The 16085-nt window shown below is 40.3% G+C and carries 15 protein-coding genes; 4 read left to right on the top strand and 11 right to left on the bottom strand.

Annotated features, from left to right (window positions below; genetic code table 11):
* Nucleotides 1-15 precede the first annotated feature (15 nt).
* The 3 genes from CSV80_RS11540 to CSV80_RS11530 all read right to left on the bottom strand — a co-directional run bounded on the left by CSV80_RS11540 (nucleotide 16) and on the right by CSV80_RS11530 (nucleotide 4376).
* A complete protein-coding gene (locus CSV80_RS11540) occupies nucleotides 16-849 on the bottom strand; it encodes a squalene/phytoene synthase family protein (RefSeq protein WP_099670988.1) in 834 nt (277 codons plus the stop codon).
* A gap of 785 nt (nucleotides 850-1634) precedes the next feature.
* The gene (locus tag CSV80_RS11535) at nucleotides 1635-2672 is read right to left on the bottom strand and encodes an Rpn family recombination-promoting nuclease/putative transposase (RefSeq protein WP_099670987.1); all 1038 of its coding nucleotides are present in this window, start codon (nucleotides 2670-2672) and stop codon (nucleotides 1635-1637) included.
* A 333-nt stretch (nucleotides 2673-3005) separates the two neighbouring features.
* Nucleotides 3006-4376 (bottom strand): PepSY-associated TM helix domain-containing protein, encoded by a 1371-nt coding sequence (locus CSV80_RS11530; RefSeq protein WP_099670986.1) that lies wholly within the window; start codon nucleotides 4374-4376, stop codon nucleotides 3006-3008.
* 303 nt (nucleotides 4377-4679) lie between these two features.
* On the opposite strand from CSV80_RS11530, the gene CSV80_RS18040 reads away from it, so the two are divergent.
* On the top strand, nucleotides 4680-4814 hold the full coding sequence (locus CSV80_RS18040) for a hypothetical protein (RefSeq protein WP_255407653.1): 135 nt from the start codon (nucleotides 4680-4682) through the stop codon (nucleotides 4812-4814).
* 44 nt (nucleotides 4815-4858) lie between these two features.
* Here CSV80_RS18040 and CSV80_RS17360 read toward each other — a convergent pair whose 3' ends face one another.
* Nucleotides 4859-5056, bottom strand: coding sequence for a hypothetical protein (locus CSV80_RS17360; RefSeq protein WP_143560488.1), 198 nt, complete (start codon nucleotides 5054-5056; stop codon nucleotides 4859-4861).
* 249 nt (nucleotides 5057-5305) lie between these two features.
* On the opposite strand from CSV80_RS17360, the gene CSV80_RS11525 reads away from it, so the two are divergent.
* Complete coding sequence (locus CSV80_RS11525) at nucleotides 5306-5989, top strand: MOSC domain-containing protein (protein ID WP_099670985.1); 684 nt, start codon at nucleotides 5306-5308, stop codon at nucleotides 5987-5989.
* 45 nt (nucleotides 5990-6034) lie between these two features.
* Entirely contained in the window at nucleotides 6035-7261 is a 1227-nt protein-coding gene (locus tag CSV80_RS11520; protein WP_099670984.1) for an AI-2E family transporter, read from the top strand.
* A 199-nt stretch (nucleotides 7262-7460) separates the two neighbouring features.
* Here the strand turns inward: CSV80_RS11520 and CSV80_RS11515 are convergent, their stop codons facing one another.
* From CSV80_RS11515 to CSV80_RS11475, 7 genes are all read right to left on the bottom strand, one after another.
* Nucleotides 7461-7829, bottom strand: coding sequence for a spore germination protein GerW family protein (locus CSV80_RS11515; protein WP_099670983.1), 369 nt, complete (start codon nucleotides 7827-7829; stop codon nucleotides 7461-7463).
* 587 nt (nucleotides 7830-8416) lie between these two features.
* Nucleotides 8417-8869 carry an SgcJ/EcaC family oxidoreductase gene (locus CSV80_RS11505; RefSeq protein WP_099670981.1) on the bottom strand — a complete coding sequence of 151 codons (453 nt, stop codon included), beginning with the start codon at nucleotides 8867-8869 and terminating at the stop codon, nucleotides 8417-8419.
* Between the two features lie 724 nt (nucleotides 8870-9593).
* A complete protein-coding gene (locus CSV80_RS11495; RefSeq protein ID WP_099671058.1) occupies nucleotides 9594-11204 on the bottom strand; it encodes a catalase in 1611 nt (536 codons plus the stop codon).
* Between the two features lie 339 nt (nucleotides 11205-11543).
* Nucleotides 11544-12269, bottom strand: coding sequence for an amino acid ABC transporter ATP-binding protein (locus CSV80_RS11490; protein WP_099671057.1), 726 nt, complete (start codon nucleotides 12267-12269; stop codon nucleotides 11544-11546).
* Between the two features lie 14 nt (nucleotides 12270-12283).
* Nucleotides 12284-12949 carry an amino acid ABC transporter permease gene (locus tag CSV80_RS11485; RefSeq protein ID WP_099671056.1) on the bottom strand — a complete coding sequence of 222 codons (666 nt, stop codon included), beginning with the start codon at nucleotides 12947-12949 and terminating at the stop codon, nucleotides 12284-12286.
* Nucleotides 12950-12987: 38 nt separating this feature from the next.
* A complete protein-coding gene (locus CSV80_RS11480; protein WP_099670979.1) occupies nucleotides 12988-13812 on the bottom strand; it encodes a transporter substrate-binding domain-containing protein in 825 nt (274 codons plus the stop codon).
* A 487-nt stretch (nucleotides 13813-14299) separates the two neighbouring features.
* Nucleotides 14300-14785: a YkvA family protein gene (locus tag CSV80_RS11475; protein ID WP_233201585.1), complete on the bottom strand. Its 486-nt coding sequence runs from the start codon at nucleotides 14783-14785 to the stop codon at nucleotides 14300-14302.
* A 288-nt stretch (nucleotides 14786-15073) separates the two neighbouring features.
* Here CSV80_RS11475 and CSV80_RS11470 point away from each other — a divergent pair, with 288 nt between their 5' ends.
* Nucleotides 15074-15913, top strand: a complete 840-nt coding sequence (locus tag CSV80_RS11470; RefSeq protein ID WP_099670977.1) for a pyridoxamine kinase — start codon at nucleotides 15074-15076, stop codon at nucleotides 15911-15913.
* Nucleotides 15914-16085 lie beyond the last annotated feature (172 nt).

Genomic DNA, 16085 nt, shown 5'->3' with positions numbered 1-16085 from the left:
TCGATTAACTATGCATTACTTTTGAATCGCTTTGTTCACGACTGCTACGACTTCGATCCGCGACATCTTCTCGCGTCCCTCTTTCAATGCATCGAGTGTACTATGCGCAAGTGCCAACGGAATATTACAGAAGTTCAAAATCGTCTTCGTATGAATGTCTTCAATATACGCATCCGCGAGTGCCAAATTTTCTTCCGCATACGCAAACATTTCCGGTAGCTTCCAGTCATTCGGGAAGAAGTTCACGTCACGCACTGCGTCTTCCTTGTAGTTACGAAGAATATTAACCGACTGCAACCCGCGGCCAAAGCCTATCGCAAGGTCCCGATCCGTCTCGGTGCCATCATACCAGCGCCAAATATCCGCAAGCATGACGCCCACTAATCCAGCGACATAATACGTATAATCATCCAGGTCCTCACGCGTCTTGATGACCCAGTCCTTACCTGCCCACTTTGCCATACCGCGACCCATGATCGCAGTCGATTCGAGTACTTTGTTACGTGCTGTTTCTGGACAGAACTCTACCCAGTCAGCGAGACGCAACGTCACTTCAGGTAACTGGTCACGGTACGGTGCGAACAATTCGTCCAGTGCAGACGCCATCGATTCACCTGTTGCAATCGTGCGGTCTAGAATATCGCTTACTTTATTCAGTAAGTCCATGACGATCGTCACGTCTAGTTGTTCATGATCTTCGATTTCGTCGATTGCACGCATACACAGGTAAGCAGACGCAACAGCTTCTCTAACGTTTGGTTCGAGTAATTTAATTGGTATGTAGAATGTACGGCTTGTCTCTTTAAGGACTTTCATTGCTTCTTTTTGTAGTTTCGCTTCGGTTTTCATGTAAGGTTCCCTCCATCAATCTTTGCACAGGTAGTGATTATATAGAATGTGTTTATTATAGCATTGATTGTATTGAGGGTGCGACTGGAAAGGTGTTGGAGGTGGAAAAGCTGGATTGCAGTCAATGAAATGAGAAGGGTTTTAGCGCTGTTTCGCTTCACTGTGATGTATTTTATTATTAGCGAGTGGTCTATAGCATAAATGATTTTTCGACTTTAATCAGCTGGAAATACTGATTACGAAAGACATTCACCAATTTTTGGTGATCATTATACACATATATCCAGATGATATATATATAGATTCTACTGGAGATTGATTCCGTTAGAAAAGTTGATATTTTATCATTGGACGCAGAAAAAAATGTAGGAGATTATTGTATTGATGTCGTGTTTTTGCGAAGAGAGCGAAATGTTTCATTTAAAGGCGGAGGGCGATGTAGGGGCAGACGCCGTCTGGTGTGATGAATGCTACAATAACTTTGATTATGACGTTGCAAGTTTCTAGGTAAGAAGAATATTGAAATATAATTGAAAACCGAGACACTTAAACGTTAGGGTTAGTTGATTTATTTTCGAGCCTCTTAAGACGTACCTGCTCACCAAGTTTACATGTTTGTTTATTAAGAATGTTTAATTAGATAGTACTAATTGTTTTTCATCCCCACCTCGATAGTAAAAAGACATCTACTCTCCCCTATAACAAGTCGAAAGTAGGCGTCTTATCAACTATGCCGTGTACATGAAGTGCCAGTTTCCGAAACATTGAAATTCATTCGCTACAATTTATAATCCTAATTCTGCTTTCATCTCTTGTACACGCTCTAACGAGAACCCAGTTGTTTCAGCTACAAGTTCAATATCCAGATCCTTCAGTAGAAGTTTACGTGCTATATGTTCCTTTTCCTCTGTTTTTCCTTGTTCTATTCCTTGTTCTATTCCTTGTTCTATTCCTTGTTCTATTCCTTGTTCTATTCCTTGTTCTATTCCTCGTGCCATTCCTCGTTCCGTTGCTCTTTTTTCGGCAACTTCTAATCTCAACTTTGCTTCATTGACCGCAGCTTCCTGATCTAGAACTTGTTTCAAGCGCACTTCATAAGCAAGTCGTTCTTCCGAATTGAGGCTCATTTCATTCCAACTCGTAAATGCTTCCTCTAAATGTTTGTCAGTCATCGCAATCGCCTCCAGTTCTTTGTATATGTCTTCGTAAATATGTTGTTTCCGCTGATCCACTATACTCAACAGAAGCAACCAACGAGCCAATACATCACTCCACGGATCCAACTTTTCATCATACCAATGCGCAAGTAGCTTAGGTATTTCAATGAAATGTAACTCCAATCCGTCCGCTATACGAAATTTCTTTTCATCCTCATGTAAATGATACGTCGTATGATACGCATCGGTTTGCGTAATCAAGTCAAAGTTTAAGATGTTCATCATGATCGTAGGTTGTAGCGTCTTGTATGCCATTCCTTTTTTATTTTGCTCACTGTATAATCTAGCCCAATAATAGAGACTTCTATTGACCATGTCGTATTGATTGGTAAATTGCATTTCAATATTAATAGAATGTCCGTCTTGCGTGGTGACAAGAATATCCAGACGCGATAGCTTGTCGTCTTCATATACCGCGCCGATTTCTGGATTTCTGAAGGTTACTTCTATAATGGAATCCCGGCCGGTTCGTTTGAGAATGGAATTCAGAAAAACAATCGTAATTGCTTTGTTCTTCTCGCTGCCAAACAATTCTTTAAACGCAAAATCAATTTTCAAATCGACTAGATTCTTTAAATAAATCCGTTTCATTGCCCGCTTGTTCATGTGTTTTCCTCACACTTCTTAGAATAGAGTATATCATTTTTCCGATGACTTTTCTAACTGTTCTGTTAGTAACTGTATTGAAATCAGCATATGACAGGAACAGAAAATCGTCAAAACGTGGAAATTGAATTGTGTAAGGGAGAGAATGCGGTAGATATGAGGAATTTGATTTCGAGAATTCGTTTTTGAGGTATTTTTTGAAGGCGAAATTGAATTGTTCATATTTTTATAAAAGAATGTAGTAGTTCTCTGACTGCGACGAAACAGAACTTGAAAAAAAGCTACCTAGAGTCAACGTGCTGACTTTCTAGGCAGCTTCTTCTATTTTCACTATTACTCAGTCCGCGTATCGTCTTTCCCACGACGAACCAAATACAAAATGCCTTCGATTGCAAGTACAACCAACAATGAAATCCCAAAGAGTGGCATGATGATACCTAAAATCACCATCAGCACAACAAACCCTATCGAAATTTTACTCGTCGTCTTAGGTGGTGCCGAAATATTTCCTTTTCTCTTGCGTGACAACCACATGTTGAAGCCGTAGAATATCAGGAATAAAAATACCAGACAGACAATTACATTGATAATTTTATTTGGCAAGCCGAATAAATGACCCTCGTGCAGCGGAATTCCCCACGTAAACCACTTCGCCAAGATTCCATACTCCCCGTAGCCTACTTTGGAGATCAAATTGCCGCTGTATTGATCGAAATAAGAAGTCATCTCTTCAGAAGGATGTACATCTAACCCTGTTACTCCGGTGTTACTACCTTTGGATACCGTGAACACACCGTCTTCAGAAAACGGATAGACGATTGAATACGGTTTCGAAATCCTTTCATCCTGTACTTTCCGCATCAATTCTTCAACAGAAATCCCGTTATGGCCCATATCCATTCCGGGCATTTCCCCATTCCCACCATGATTCGCGTGAGGATCCGGTTTTTCAGATGTAGGGGCTTCTTCTTTACGAGTTGCCCAAGGAATCTCACTCATATCTGAAGTAGGTGGCTGTTGTTTTAGCAACGGCGTACCGATAGCAGGATGTTCTTGAGAGGCGGTATAGATGAAATTCCCCATGAATGCGGACCAGGGAAGACCTGTAAAAATGAGAATGATCATGGGAATAGTGATGATTGTACCGATTAACGCATGAATCCGTTTAAATTGAAGTCGTCGTGTCGATTTCTTCGGTTTCTTCAGCGCACGACTTTTGAATGTCATATACAGTCCAGAAAATAATAAAAAGATCGCCCAGCATGCGGCTAATTCAACTAAGTAATTGACGACAGTTCCGCCCACAAAAAGTGAACTATGAATATTTCTCATGATATTGGCATACGTATACTTTGGATTTTGGGAGCCGACTATTTTGTTATACTCATCTAAAAATACGTATTTCTCTTCACCTGACTCGGACTTCAACGTCAGCCTCGTATTATACGGCTCGTCCAGGATCATAATCTTCGAAACTTCAAATCCTTCGTTCTCCTGTTTCACAAGAGATATTCCTTCGTCGATCGTCAGCTGGGACGTTTCTTCGCTAGTACCAAAGAAAAGATCCTTGTACGCAACGTTTTCAACATCATTGTAAAACAAGTACCCAATTCCGCTCAGCGTAAGTGTAATCAGAAGTGGAGCCATGAACAATGCACCAAAGAAGTGCCATCTCCAAAACCGATTGTATGTACCTTTTTTCATTGTGCCCCCTCCTCATCTAGTTAGTTATCATTTTATAGCTAACGCAATCGATCTCATTTTGGATCACTATATCATCAATATTATGGGCCTGTTTAAAGGATAAAGTGAACGAAAGCATGATCAATTGCATATAAGCTTATGTAATTAAACCAGGAAGATATGAACTATAAATGAATTAGAGTACATTTTTTCATTTCTATTATTCAATACCAAGGACTCCTTTATTAATAGTAAGCAGATTCTTTTTCTTATTTGAATACTTTTTAAACAAGAGGGTAGAAAGTAAAGAGGTTATTCAAGAGGATGAAAAAAGTATTTGTATTGGGTGGAACTGGATTGCTTGGATTTGAAACTATAAAAGAATTAATGATGCAGGGGTTAGTCCACGGCACCACGATAGGCAAACAACTGCTTTCTATTCCGACAAATATGGACTAATTATGGGCATCGACTGCCAATACACTATATACACGAGCGAGAGGTTATGCCTTGGATCGGTCTTCTAGCAATGAATCGTCTTGAAGAATGTATGTGAAAGCTAAGTAGGCTTCCAACTGTCCGCGGAAGTTTAGCAATGCAGGACCCGAGAGGCCATGTACACCTGAGACGCTTACTCCTTCGCTCCATTCTATAATTCTTCGATAAAGTGTCGTGACAACGATGGGAGATATGTCATCCAACTTTCTTGTGGATGTGGTTGTAACGTGGATCGTTTTAATTTCATTGGGCTTACCTTCCGATATAGTTTATGGCGTATGGTTTTCTTTCATTTTAAAGTCTGGCGTACTCTCTCTAGTTTACTAGTTTGAACATGTATAGAAGTGTTGGATAAAGACGAAGAGTAGATCCCGAAAGATATTTAACAAGTTCTAGTGATAGTGATACACTTATATCCAAGTGATATATTGATTGTACTGGGGGTTGATTCCATGAATAAGGTGGAGATTCTTTCATTAAATGTAGGGAAACCTAAAGATATCGTTTTTGGAAAGAAATCTGTTACGACCGGCTTTTTCAAAGAGCGGGTGCAGCAAGCGGTTTTTTTATCCTCTGTACACTTCATTGGAGATGGTCAGGGAGATCTCGTTCATCACGGTGGTGTTCATAAAGCAGTTTGTGTGTATCCAACTAAACATTATCCTCATTGGGAACGCACATTGGAGAGAACGCTTCCGTACGGAGCGTTCGGCGAAAACCTTACGATAACAGGGATGACAGAGGAAGAAATTTGTATTGGTGACTCCTTTCAGCTTGGCGAAGCGATTGTTCAAGTGAGTCAGCCTCGCCAGCCTTGTTTTAAGTTGGCGCTTGTCTATGACCGAAAAGATTTGCCGCTTCTTGTACAGGATACAGGTTTTACGGGCTTTTATTTCCGCGTGTTGCAAGAAGGTATGGTTTCGCCGACCGATCGGTTAGTTCCGTTAACACGCCAAGCACATGCTATTTCAGTAGCGGAAGCGAATCGGCTGATGCATCAGGACAAGCATGACTTGGAATCGGTTCGTCGATTGCTGGAAGTTGAAGAGTTGTCCCCTAGCTGGCGGAAGACTTTTGAAAAGCGGTTGGCGGGTCAAGATGTAGATACTAGCGAACGGATTTCTGGTGAGACATAAGGTGGATGTTGAATCCAAGTTATTTCACGAGAAGAGGTGCAGGTTATGGAAAACGAAAAAATGCGTACTGTGACTACTTGGTTTCGAAACTGGTTTTTGGATAATAAAGTAGTAGCTATCTTATTGATTTCACTATTGATTTTATTGAACTTCCTAGTTTTTTCGAAAGTGATGTATATGTTTCATTTTGTAAGAGAGTTTCTCGGTGTAGTGGCATTACCTATCATCATGGCAGGGATTCTATTTTACCTATTGAATCCATTGATCGATATGATGGAAAGAAAGAAGATCAAGCGTGTTTGGGGTATCGGACTAGTCTTTGTGGTCATCAGTGGATTAGTTGCGTGGGGTGTGATCATACTGATTCCGATTATTCGCGAGCAAGCTACGAGCCTCATTCAAAACTGGCCGGAATATCGGACTCGATTATTGGAACAATTTGAGAGCTTATTAAGTAGTAATCTATTTTCTCAATTGCAAGGTAAGTTGGACGATATTGATCAAAGTATTATAGACTCGATAACAGAACAATCGAAAGGCTTTATGGATTCTGCTTTCTCGGGTATCGGTAGCATACTCGGAACTGTGACTAATGTGGTCATCGCATTGCTCACTATGCCGATTCTTTTATTCTTTTTATTGAAAGACGGACGTGATTTACCGTATCATACGATGAAACTGTTGCCGACGAAGATGCGTGCCACTACGTATCGAGTATTAAAAGAAATCAATACGAAAATCAGTCAATATATCCGTGGGCAATTAGTAGTAGCGTTTTTTGTAGGATTAATGTTCTGGATTGGTTTAGCGATTGTCGGCCTTGAGTATGCCGTTCTACTTGCGATCGTAGCAGGAGTCCTAAACTTAGTTCCTTATTTAGGATCGTTCCTTGCGATTATACCGATTGTCATTATTGCATTAGCATCTTCACCTTTCATGTTGGTGAAAGTCATTATTGTGTTTGCCGTTGAACAAGCACTTGAAGGTAGATTGATCCAACCGTTGATTTTAGGTAGTAATTTGAAAATACATCCCGTAACTATTATTATCGTGTTGCTGACAGCTGGGAAATTATTCGGCGTGCCAGGTGTTATTTTAGGGATTCCGGCTTATGCTGTCATCAAAGTTATTGTCGAGCATATTTTCCAGTGGTATAAATCCTATTCGGGTCTTTATGCAGAGGCATACAACCCCGCACCTAAACCGAACGTTCCCATTGAAAAAAGGAAAGTGAAGAAGCGGAAGGGATTTAATTTATGGAAAAAGCGTTAGATTTTGCTACTCACGGAAAAGTACAAGCCCGAAATGAGACAGCTCCCCTTTCCATAGTCCATAGGGTGTTGAATAATAGAGCGTGTCTTCTAGGTTAGTAAGTTACCTAGAAGACACGCTCTAAAAGTTCTGATTTCATAAATTAGATTAGCGTAATGAATGGAACAAATCGAACAGCTATAACTTTTTCGAGCTTCGTTCATTTCCCTTTGCAAAGTGCCAATAAACCTAGAACTCCACCAACAACCACAGTCAACGCAGTGAGTTTCTTCACATCCAACGTAGACTCAAACTTCACCTGGTCTGGTGTAATTACATATACGCCAATGGGTTTAATCGTGAAAGCACCGCCTCCACCTTCTCCTCCACTACCGTCACCACCCCCACCTACTGCATATTTAACTTTCGCCACAGGGACTACTTTTTGCAAACCAAGTTCAATCGGCTCTCCGTATATAAAGGTCACGTCTTTTTGGTTGGCAAATTTACTGAAAATCGTTTTAACAGGTGTTTCGATATACTCTTTCTTCCCAGCATTCTCGTTCGGTTGAGCTTGTCCATTATTCATGTATATTCCCCCCTACTTTACTCATTCGCCTTTTTCGATCAATCACCTTCAATCTATATGCTTCAATGAATCCAATCAGTCATCCGATACGCGTAGCAGATATTCGTCAGCAACATGGAAATCAGAGCGCCTCGAGCCAAACTCTCGTGTTTGTTTAAGTAATGATGTTTAATCAAATAGTCATATTTATTTATACCGATACCAATTATCTATATTCGGATCAGAAGTATGAATCATGAATTCACAAGAAAAAGTAGAAGATATCCGTAAAATCGTCATACTCAATGCGCGGCTTGGAAAAGTATGGGAAGCAGTTTCTACATTATAAACAGCACAGCAATAAATCAGCATCTTCATATTCTTTTTAATGCAGGTCTTGTCAGACGTCAGAGGGTTGGACATGAAACCCGCTTTATGCTTAATTCCGAGCCGTTGATTGAATTAAGGGGCTGGCTTAGTTTCTTTGGACCATATTGGGACAAAAACTTGCTCGCTCTTAAAGAATATATATAGGGATAGATAATGATTAGCACGAAGCTAAGTTTCTCCACTTCATGGCCAAATTACATGACGCGGTTACGACTTTATCATTCGTTAATTAATCGCCTTAACTCATCTGTCATTTGCTCAACTAATTCTGGTCTCCCATGAAATTGAGCGGGCGTATTTTGGAAGAGCTCAATTTTCCAATTGCCGTCTTTGTTAACTGTGACGAGAGTTTGAAGGGCGTTTACTGTGGGCTCAATATCTGTTTTTCCAGGTGGAATCATCCCTGCTATAGCTTGTACGATTGCCGTATCTGTTCCTATTGCCCGAACGTCTTTCACTTTAGTTACAAAAGGTGCAGTGGGATGATTTTCAAAGATGGATGCGAGATGCGATAAGATATCCTCTCGTCCAACCATTTTACTTCCATCAAAACCAATTTGAATGCCTTGTTCTGTAAATAGTTCAGCCATTCCATTTGCATCACGGTTGTTCCACGTGTCTATTAATCTTCGATAAAGACTATTGATTTCATCTACTTTAGAGATATTCATGCACTGTGCCCCCCTTTACATATTAGGTTTTTTTCGTACTCTACTCGTTGAACAACGGTAGCCACTACATACTTCACCATAAATATCTACTTGCATTTTTTAAAAAATTAACTACTACTCTACGTGCGATGCCAGATCAAGCTCTAATTTAAGACTTATTGGCATGTGATTTTGATTTGATTATCCGTTCACTAATAAACCCCATGACTATGCCAACACCGATCGGTACTAGTGAAATTTCCGTATGCGAGAGTGAAATATTAAATATAAGACTATCTATATTCGCTATAAAGCCTATTATATAGAGTACTATCATCGTTCCAAATGAAACTATTAATGGAATCCAAAAGTTCTTATTCACAACTTCACCTCCCAATCTTTTTAGCGGGTTGTAAGTGAAATTTTTATCATGAAAACAAGTATTCTACTCTAGTTCCACTTGCATCTTCTGCACATGTTACTCATTCAGTGCAATCATCTACAGACACTACTTAGTATAAAGTATATCATTTCTCTAATGAATATTCTAACTACTCTGTCATTTATTTTATTAAACTCTGCATAAAACCGTCAAAGTGATAAATAGGATTGGAAAATGAAAAAAACATCTATATAAGATACAAATGTAGTTGCTTGCACAATCACATTTGTTTCCTATACAGATGCTACTCACTCTTCATTTACACCATATTTCAGCTTGGATAAAAGACGTTAAACCTTTTTATCAATAAGGATCTGCTTCATGGCCTTTGTCCACTGCATCTTTCACAGCCGTTTTAGAATCAGGTGTGCCCTGTCCAAATTTTGATTGACCCGACTCACGACCAGGGATGTTAGCTTCTGCCGCCGATCCTTCCAGTTCTTTTATTTTCTGTTCAATACCCGCTTGTACAAGACGCCCGTATTCATAATCCGCTTGCGTGAAGTGTTCGATCATCGCTTTTTGTATGCGTACATCACACGCTGCGAGCGCATCGGAAAGATTATTAATTAATTCCTCACGTTCCCATTCTTCAAACTGTCGGAACGTCTCGCCTGCTTGCCCATAATTATTCGGTCGGTCAATTGGCGCGCTCATTGCCGCTGCGTTATACGTAGGTCTGTGCGGAGGCCGGCTTTCCCCTGTTGCTTCTTGAAATCCACCGAGCATGGATGGTTCATAATTTATATGTGGATTGTCTCCCGACTCGCGGGGATCGCGTTGGTCCATTTGACCACGTTGCTGGTTTGTCCGTACTTCTTTTTTCGGTGCATTTACAGGCAACTGGAGATAATTCGTGCCGATTCGATGACGTTGTGTATCGGAATACGAAAATGTACGGCCTTGAAGCATTTTATCGTCTGAAAAATCCATTCCATCTACAAGTACTCCGGTTCCAAAAGCCGCTTGCTCAATGTCCATATGGAAATCATCGGGGTTGCGATCTAACACCATCTTCCCTACTGGCAGCCAAGGAAACTGTTCTTCTGGCCAGAGCTTTGTATTATCAAGCGGATCAAAATCCAATTCTGGGTGATATCCATCTTCCATAATTTGCACGAAAAGTTCCCATTCAGGGTACTCTTTACGTTCGATTGCTTCAGATAAATCTTGCGTCGCATGTGCAACGTTTTTTGCCTGAACTGCGTCGGCATCTTCCTGTGTTAAATTACGGATACCTTGCTTTGGCTCCCAATGATACTTCACTAGAACCGCTTCGCCTTTGTCATTGACCCACTTGTATGTATTCACACCAGAGCCTTGCATGTGACGATACGTGGCGGGAATGCCCCATGGCGAAAACAAAAACGTAATCATATGGATAGATTCTGGGGATCGGGAGACAAAATCAAACATGCGTTGTGGATGCGGTATATTGGAAGCTGGATCAGCTTTGAATGCGTGAATCATATCGGGGAATTTCATCGCATCCCGAATGAAAAATATCTTCAAATTATTACCCACCAAGTCCCAGTTGCCATCTTCTGTATACATCTTCACCGCAAACCCTCGTGGATCTCGTGCAGTTTCGGGTGAATCTTTAGCGCCTGCTACAGTAGAAAAACGAGCGACTAGAGGCGTTCGTTTTCCAGCACCCGAAAAGACTTTGGCACGGGTGTACTTTTCAATTGGCTCATTCCCAGCTTTCCCATACGTCTCAAAGTATCCAAACGCACCCGAGCCTCTTGCATGGACTACTCGTTCAGGTATTTCCTCCCGATCGAAGTGAGACATTTTTTCGATAAAGTGATAATTCTCAAGCGTAGCAGGGCCACGGTCACCAATTGTTCTGATGTTTTGATTGTCCTGGACGGGATGCCCTTGGCGCGTCGTAAGTATTTCTCGCTCTTCCATTTGACTCTCGTTCTGTTTATGTTGTTTCTTTTCCACTGTATTCCTCCTCGACATAGTGCTTACTATTTCTACTGCCAGTATGACCAGAACAAAGAATAGATAAACACCTATACATCGAAGGATAATCGTTTCAATTATTACGATAGGTTAGACGAATATTGGGTTTCTTATGAATTTGAAACGCTATAGGGTTTCCCGGGAAATCTCAGAAGTACGCATTTAACGGGAGCAGTACAGATCGTAGATGTAAAGCAAAAGACACCAGATCTCTGAACAATGAAATACTGTTCGGGGATCTGGTGCCTCTTATGAAAAAGGAATCAAGCTTTTCTACCGTTCTTATACGTCCACCATTTCTAGAAATTGCAGTGTTCGTTCATTTGTCGAGTGATTAAAGAACGTCTCTGCATCAGAATCTTCGATGATGACTCCTTCGTCTAGCATAATCACTCGATCTGCAACATTTTTTGCAAACTTCATTTCGTGCGTAACGACGATCATCGTCATCCCTTCCTCCGCTAAGTTTTGCATGACCTGCAACACTTCCCCAACCAGTTCGGGGTCTAAAGCGGAAGTTGGTTCGTCGAATAACAAGACTTTCGGTTCCATCGCAAGTGCTCGAGCGATCGCAACACGTTGTTTTTGACCACCAGATAATTTATTAGGATAGACTGCTGCTTTTTCGGATAGTCCTACCTTTTTTAATATCTCGTGTGCCATCTTCTTCACTTGTACTTTATCCATTTTCTTGACCATTACAGGCGCTTCCATTACATTCTCTAAGACGGTTTTGTGCGGAAATAAATTAAAGTGTTGAAACACCATTCCCACTTCCGCTCGGATCTTGGCTAAATTGTCTTTCTTCTGATTGACTTGCTTTCCATCAATTGTGATTACGCCTTCATTTGTCAATTCCAAAAAGTTTAAACACCGCAAGAAGGTACTCTTTCCTGAACCACTGACCCCGATGAGAACCACCACTTCTCCACGGTGCACTTCCATATCGATACCTTTTAACACTTTCAAATCTCCAAATGACTTGTGAATATTTTCTGCTTTAATCATCGTATCTGCCCCCATTATTTATCCACATCCAATTTGTTCTCATACCATCTTAATAGAGCGCTAAAAATAAGAACGAGAATAAGATAATAAAGACCCACTACGAGAAACGTTTCGAATTGTTTAAAGTTAGAAGCAGCTACACGATTTGCCACACCAAACATTTCAGATACACCAATGACATAGACTAGTGACGAATCTTTTAATGTAATGATGAATTGATTTCCGAGCGGCGGAATCGCACGACGTAAAGCTTGCGGAAAGACGATCCGTCTCATCGTCAATGAACTATTCATCCCTAGTGCAAGACTTGCTTCTCGTTGCCCTTTGTCAATTCCTTGAATAGATCCACGGAAGATTTCTGCAATGTATGCACCGTTATGGACACCTAACGCAATAGCACCTGCCCAAAAGTTATCTAACACGATAATCGATGTGATACCGAAGTATAGAAACATTATTTGTACAATTAACGGTGTTCCGCGAATTAGTGTTATATAAATATTCGCGATCGTCTGTAGTATTTTGGAGTTTGAAATCTTCATAAGGGCGAAAATGACACCTAAGACCACTCCGATTACAACTGCGATCGCCGTGATTTCAATGGTTAGTAAACCTGCTTGTAAAAATCCTTTGTACGTATTTTTGAATACGTCATAAAATGTTAGTAAAAACTCAGGCACCGGCACACCAACTTTCTAAAAAATGGTTGGAGATTGTATTACTCCAATAACTCGACACCTTCTAAATCAATATTAAGTAAATTTCGACCAAACCATTTATCTGAAATTTCCTCATACGTCCCATCGTCTATCATCTCTTGTAATGCCTCATCAAGCGCTTTTGTTAATTCTGGATTTTCTTTATTTACCGCGATGGAAGGTCGTTCTACCCACATCGGCTTATCGATCTCTTTAATTTCAAATCCATTGTCGATCGCTTCATAACCAACGATGTCCGCAGTGATTACTGCATCTAAACGACCTTTAACTGTTAAATCTTTTAAAGCCACTACATCACTGCTGTAATACTGGATATCATCCGACAATTCTTTTGCAGGTTCTTCATATGTAGACTGAGCTACTACGCCAATTTTCTTTCCATCTAAATCTTCGGGAGATGTAATTTCGTTATTATCCTTTGCAACGAAAATCATTCCACCTGAATAATAGTAAGGCTCGGTGAAGTCCGCTTGCTTTGCACGTTCTTTTGTATACGCCATAGAAGCAATAATTGCGTCAAACTTATTCCCAACTAGACCTTGTAAAATCGTTTCAAATGGATTCGTCACGGGGTTCGCTTCAAGTCCCATTTTCTCAGCAAGCGCATTTCCGATTTCTATATCAAAGCCTGTAAGTTTACCGTCTTCTTCAAAGCTAAATGGTTTGTACAGCCCGCTTGCAGCAAATGTGAATTTTCCTTCATTCACTAATTTATAGCCTTGATCTTCAGTACCTTCTGATGCTTTCTCATCATCGGCACCACAAGCGGCAAGTACTAATACAGATACAGCTAGTAGTACGATCATCAGTATGAATTTCTTCATTTTCCAAAACTCCCTTTTTAGTTAGCAACATCGCTAATTTTTACATTTCATGAATGATTTCTTTTTAGTGAAATTTTCTATTACGAGACGTGCTTTTGTTTCTGAAGTGAGGGTATGGATTTGTTTCGAGGTTTTTTGAAACCGCTTACAATGAATGTTGGTCGGAGAGATCATTTCATTCTATTATTATACCTTTCCTCCTTTTCATCGAGACTCATAACATACTAAACTCAAAATGAATTCATCATATAACGGAAGTGAACTTCGAATCCTCAATACTCTCTCCTCACTTTCTAACTAGTAAGTTATTTACTATTAAACCATGATATCATAGAAAAGTGAACGTTTAATTATATATTCACATAATCTTTTTATTCATCGCAATAAATACAATATTTATTTTTTTAATATGTTATGCTTATATAACTGCCTATACTATTTAATCAGTACATTAAAAAAGGTACACTTGTACATCCCAAATGAGTATTTACTCATTGGGGATGTTTTTAATTTCCCTATTCTCTTTCTTCACTTTCTTATTCTCTATCTTCATCTCCTTCTTCTCTCTCCTACTTTGTATAGTCTTTTCCATTTCATCATCCAAGGAATCGGTATCTTTTATAGCATTTTCACCAAACCAGTCAGTCACTTTATTTTTTGCGAGTTGTTTTGTATCTGCATCAATATACGTAGCTACGACTAGCAATGCTCCCACAACGATCGCCAAATCATCGGAATATCCCACGATCGGTGTGAAGTCTGGTATAAGATCTACCGGTAGTATAAAGTATCCTAGAGCACCCAAAATAGTAGACTTTACCTTCTTCGGAACTGTTGGCTTTTTAAATGTATAGAATAGTAATAGAGCCCCGTACGTTAACTTCACTCCTGCTTTTTTACCAAACTTAAGAATTTTATCCCAAAACTTTTCTTCTGAGAAATGGCTAGAATAATCTTCATTATTATTAACCAAGATATTACCTACTTTCTTTTGTTTTCTGAGTTTGTATGTCTTGTTTATTTTCATTCGCTTTCATCACCTCAACGACTCGAAACGTTCGGTTGATCATATGTATACCCTCCCTGCTCTGTATTGTAACCCATGATATTTGATTATAAAATATGCTTGATACACCTTCTGAAAATTTCTCGTTTATCGAAAAAATGATATGTAATAAATGAACTAGTTCTCTCACAACAATCCACTACATTCTTTATGCTATGATACGTATAATACATAGCAATTTACGGAGGATTCCCTATGAAAAAGGTTGCAATTATTCAAGATTTGTCTTCATTCGGTAAATGTTCACTCACGACCGCGATTCCTGTACTTTCCGTAATGGGCGTGCAAGCGTGTCCATTGCCTACAGCGGTTCTGTCTGCACAAACAGAATATCCGAGCTATTACTGTCATGATCTTACGAATGTCATACCGCGCTATATGGAGGAGTGGAAGAAGCTCAATGTTTCATTTGACGGCATTCATACCGGTTATATTACGGGCAAAGAGCAAATTCACCAAATCCTCACGTTTCTCGAAAGTTTTTATACTGATCGGACGCTTTTGCTCGTGGATCCGGTGCTTGGTGACAATGGGAAAGCGTATGATAATTTCGACGAAGAACTTCTTGATCAAATGAAGGTTCTTGTCGCGCGGGCGGATATTATTACGCCGAACATTACGGAATGCTGTTTGCTGACCGGTTATAGCTATGATGTATTGCACAGTTGCATGGATGAACAGGATTACTTGAAGAGCATAGAGGACGCAGGTAGACAACTCCAACTATCAACCGGCGCTGAAATTATCATTACAGGAATCCAACCACCTAGCCGGCAACATTCTATCGGCAATATGTATATTAACGAGACGGATTCACTCTTCACTACGGTGCCGTACAATGGCAAAAGTTATTCAGGCACTGGTGATTTATTCGCATCGGTACTGATGGGCAGCCGACTTCGTGGGGTGAGCACGGAACAGGCGATCACGCTTGCAAAGGAATTTTTGCTAGCTGCCATAGAAGATACTGCTTTATACGATACACCGGTAGAGGCGGGAGTGAATTTTGAGAAGTATTTGCGGATGTTGTTGTGAGAAGTACATACTATAAAAGAGGCTTGGACATAACTATCTCACCCCGTTTCCCTGCACTCCGAAAGGCACGCTTTCCGAGGGGCGTGGCTTGAGCCGCTTCCTTCGCTTTGCTCCGTCCAGGGTCTCAAGACGCACGCTGATCCCTCAGGAGTCGGCCTTTCTCCGTTCCGGT

This window comes from Sporosarcina sp. P12(2017) (genome assembly GCF_002743035.1).
Classification (GTDB): domain Bacteria; phylum Bacillota; class Bacilli; order Bacillales_A; family Planococcaceae; genus Sporosarcina; species Sporosarcina ureae.
Note: the sequence above shows the minus strand (reverse complement) of the source record. Positions and strands in the feature narration are given on the sequence as shown.

What these genes read in the sequence shown, in the direction of transcription:
- CSV80_RS11495 (WP_099671058.1), bottom strand. Translation starts at nt 11,204, where the DNA reads ATGGAAGAGCGAGAAATACTTACGACGCGCCAAGGGCATCCCGTCCAG.
- CSV80_RS11530 (WP_099670986.1), bottom strand. Translation starts at nt 4,376, where the DNA reads ATGAAAAAAGGTACATACAATCGGTTTTGGAGATGGCACTTCTTTGGT.
- CSV80_RS11490 (WP_099671057.1), bottom strand. Translation starts at nt 12,269, where the DNA reads ATGATTAAAGCAGAAAATATTCACAAGTCATTTGGAGATTTGAAAGTG.
- CSV80_RS11480 (WP_099670979.1), bottom strand. Translation starts at nt 13,812, where the DNA reads ATGAAGAAATTCATACTGATGATCGTACTACTAGCTGTATCTGTATTA.
- CSV80_RS11535 (WP_099670987.1), bottom strand. Translation starts at nt 2,672, where the DNA reads ATGAACAAGCGGGCAATGAAACGGATTTATTTAAAGAATCTAGTCGAT.
- CSV80_RS11470 (WP_099670977.1), top strand. Translation starts at nt 15,074, where the DNA reads ATGAAAAAGGTTGCAATTATTCAAGATTTGTCTTCATTCGGTAAATGT.
- CSV80_RS18040 (WP_255407653.1), top strand. Translation starts at nt 4,680, where the DNA reads ATGAAAAAAGTATTTGTATTGGGTGGAACTGGATTGCTTGGATTTGAA.
- CSV80_RS11515 (WP_099670983.1), bottom strand. Translation starts at nt 7,829, where the DNA reads ATGAATAATGGACAAGCTCAACCGAACGAGAATGCTGGGAAGAAAGAG.
- CSV80_RS11540 (WP_099670988.1), bottom strand. Translation starts at nt 849, where the DNA reads ATGAAAACCGAAGCGAAACTACAAAAAGAAGCAATGAAAGTCCTTAAA.
- CSV80_RS11520 (WP_099670984.1), top strand. Translation starts at nt 6,035, where the DNA reads ATGGAAAACGAAAAAATGCGTACTGTGACTACTTGGTTTCGAAACTGG.
- CSV80_RS11505 (WP_099670981.1), bottom strand. Translation starts at nt 8,869, where the DNA reads ATGAATATCTCTAAAGTAGATGAAATCAATAGTCTTTATCGAAGATTA.
- CSV80_RS11525 (WP_099670985.1), top strand. Translation starts at nt 5,306, where the DNA reads ATGAATAAGGTGGAGATTCTTTCATTAAATGTAGGGAAACCTAAAGAT.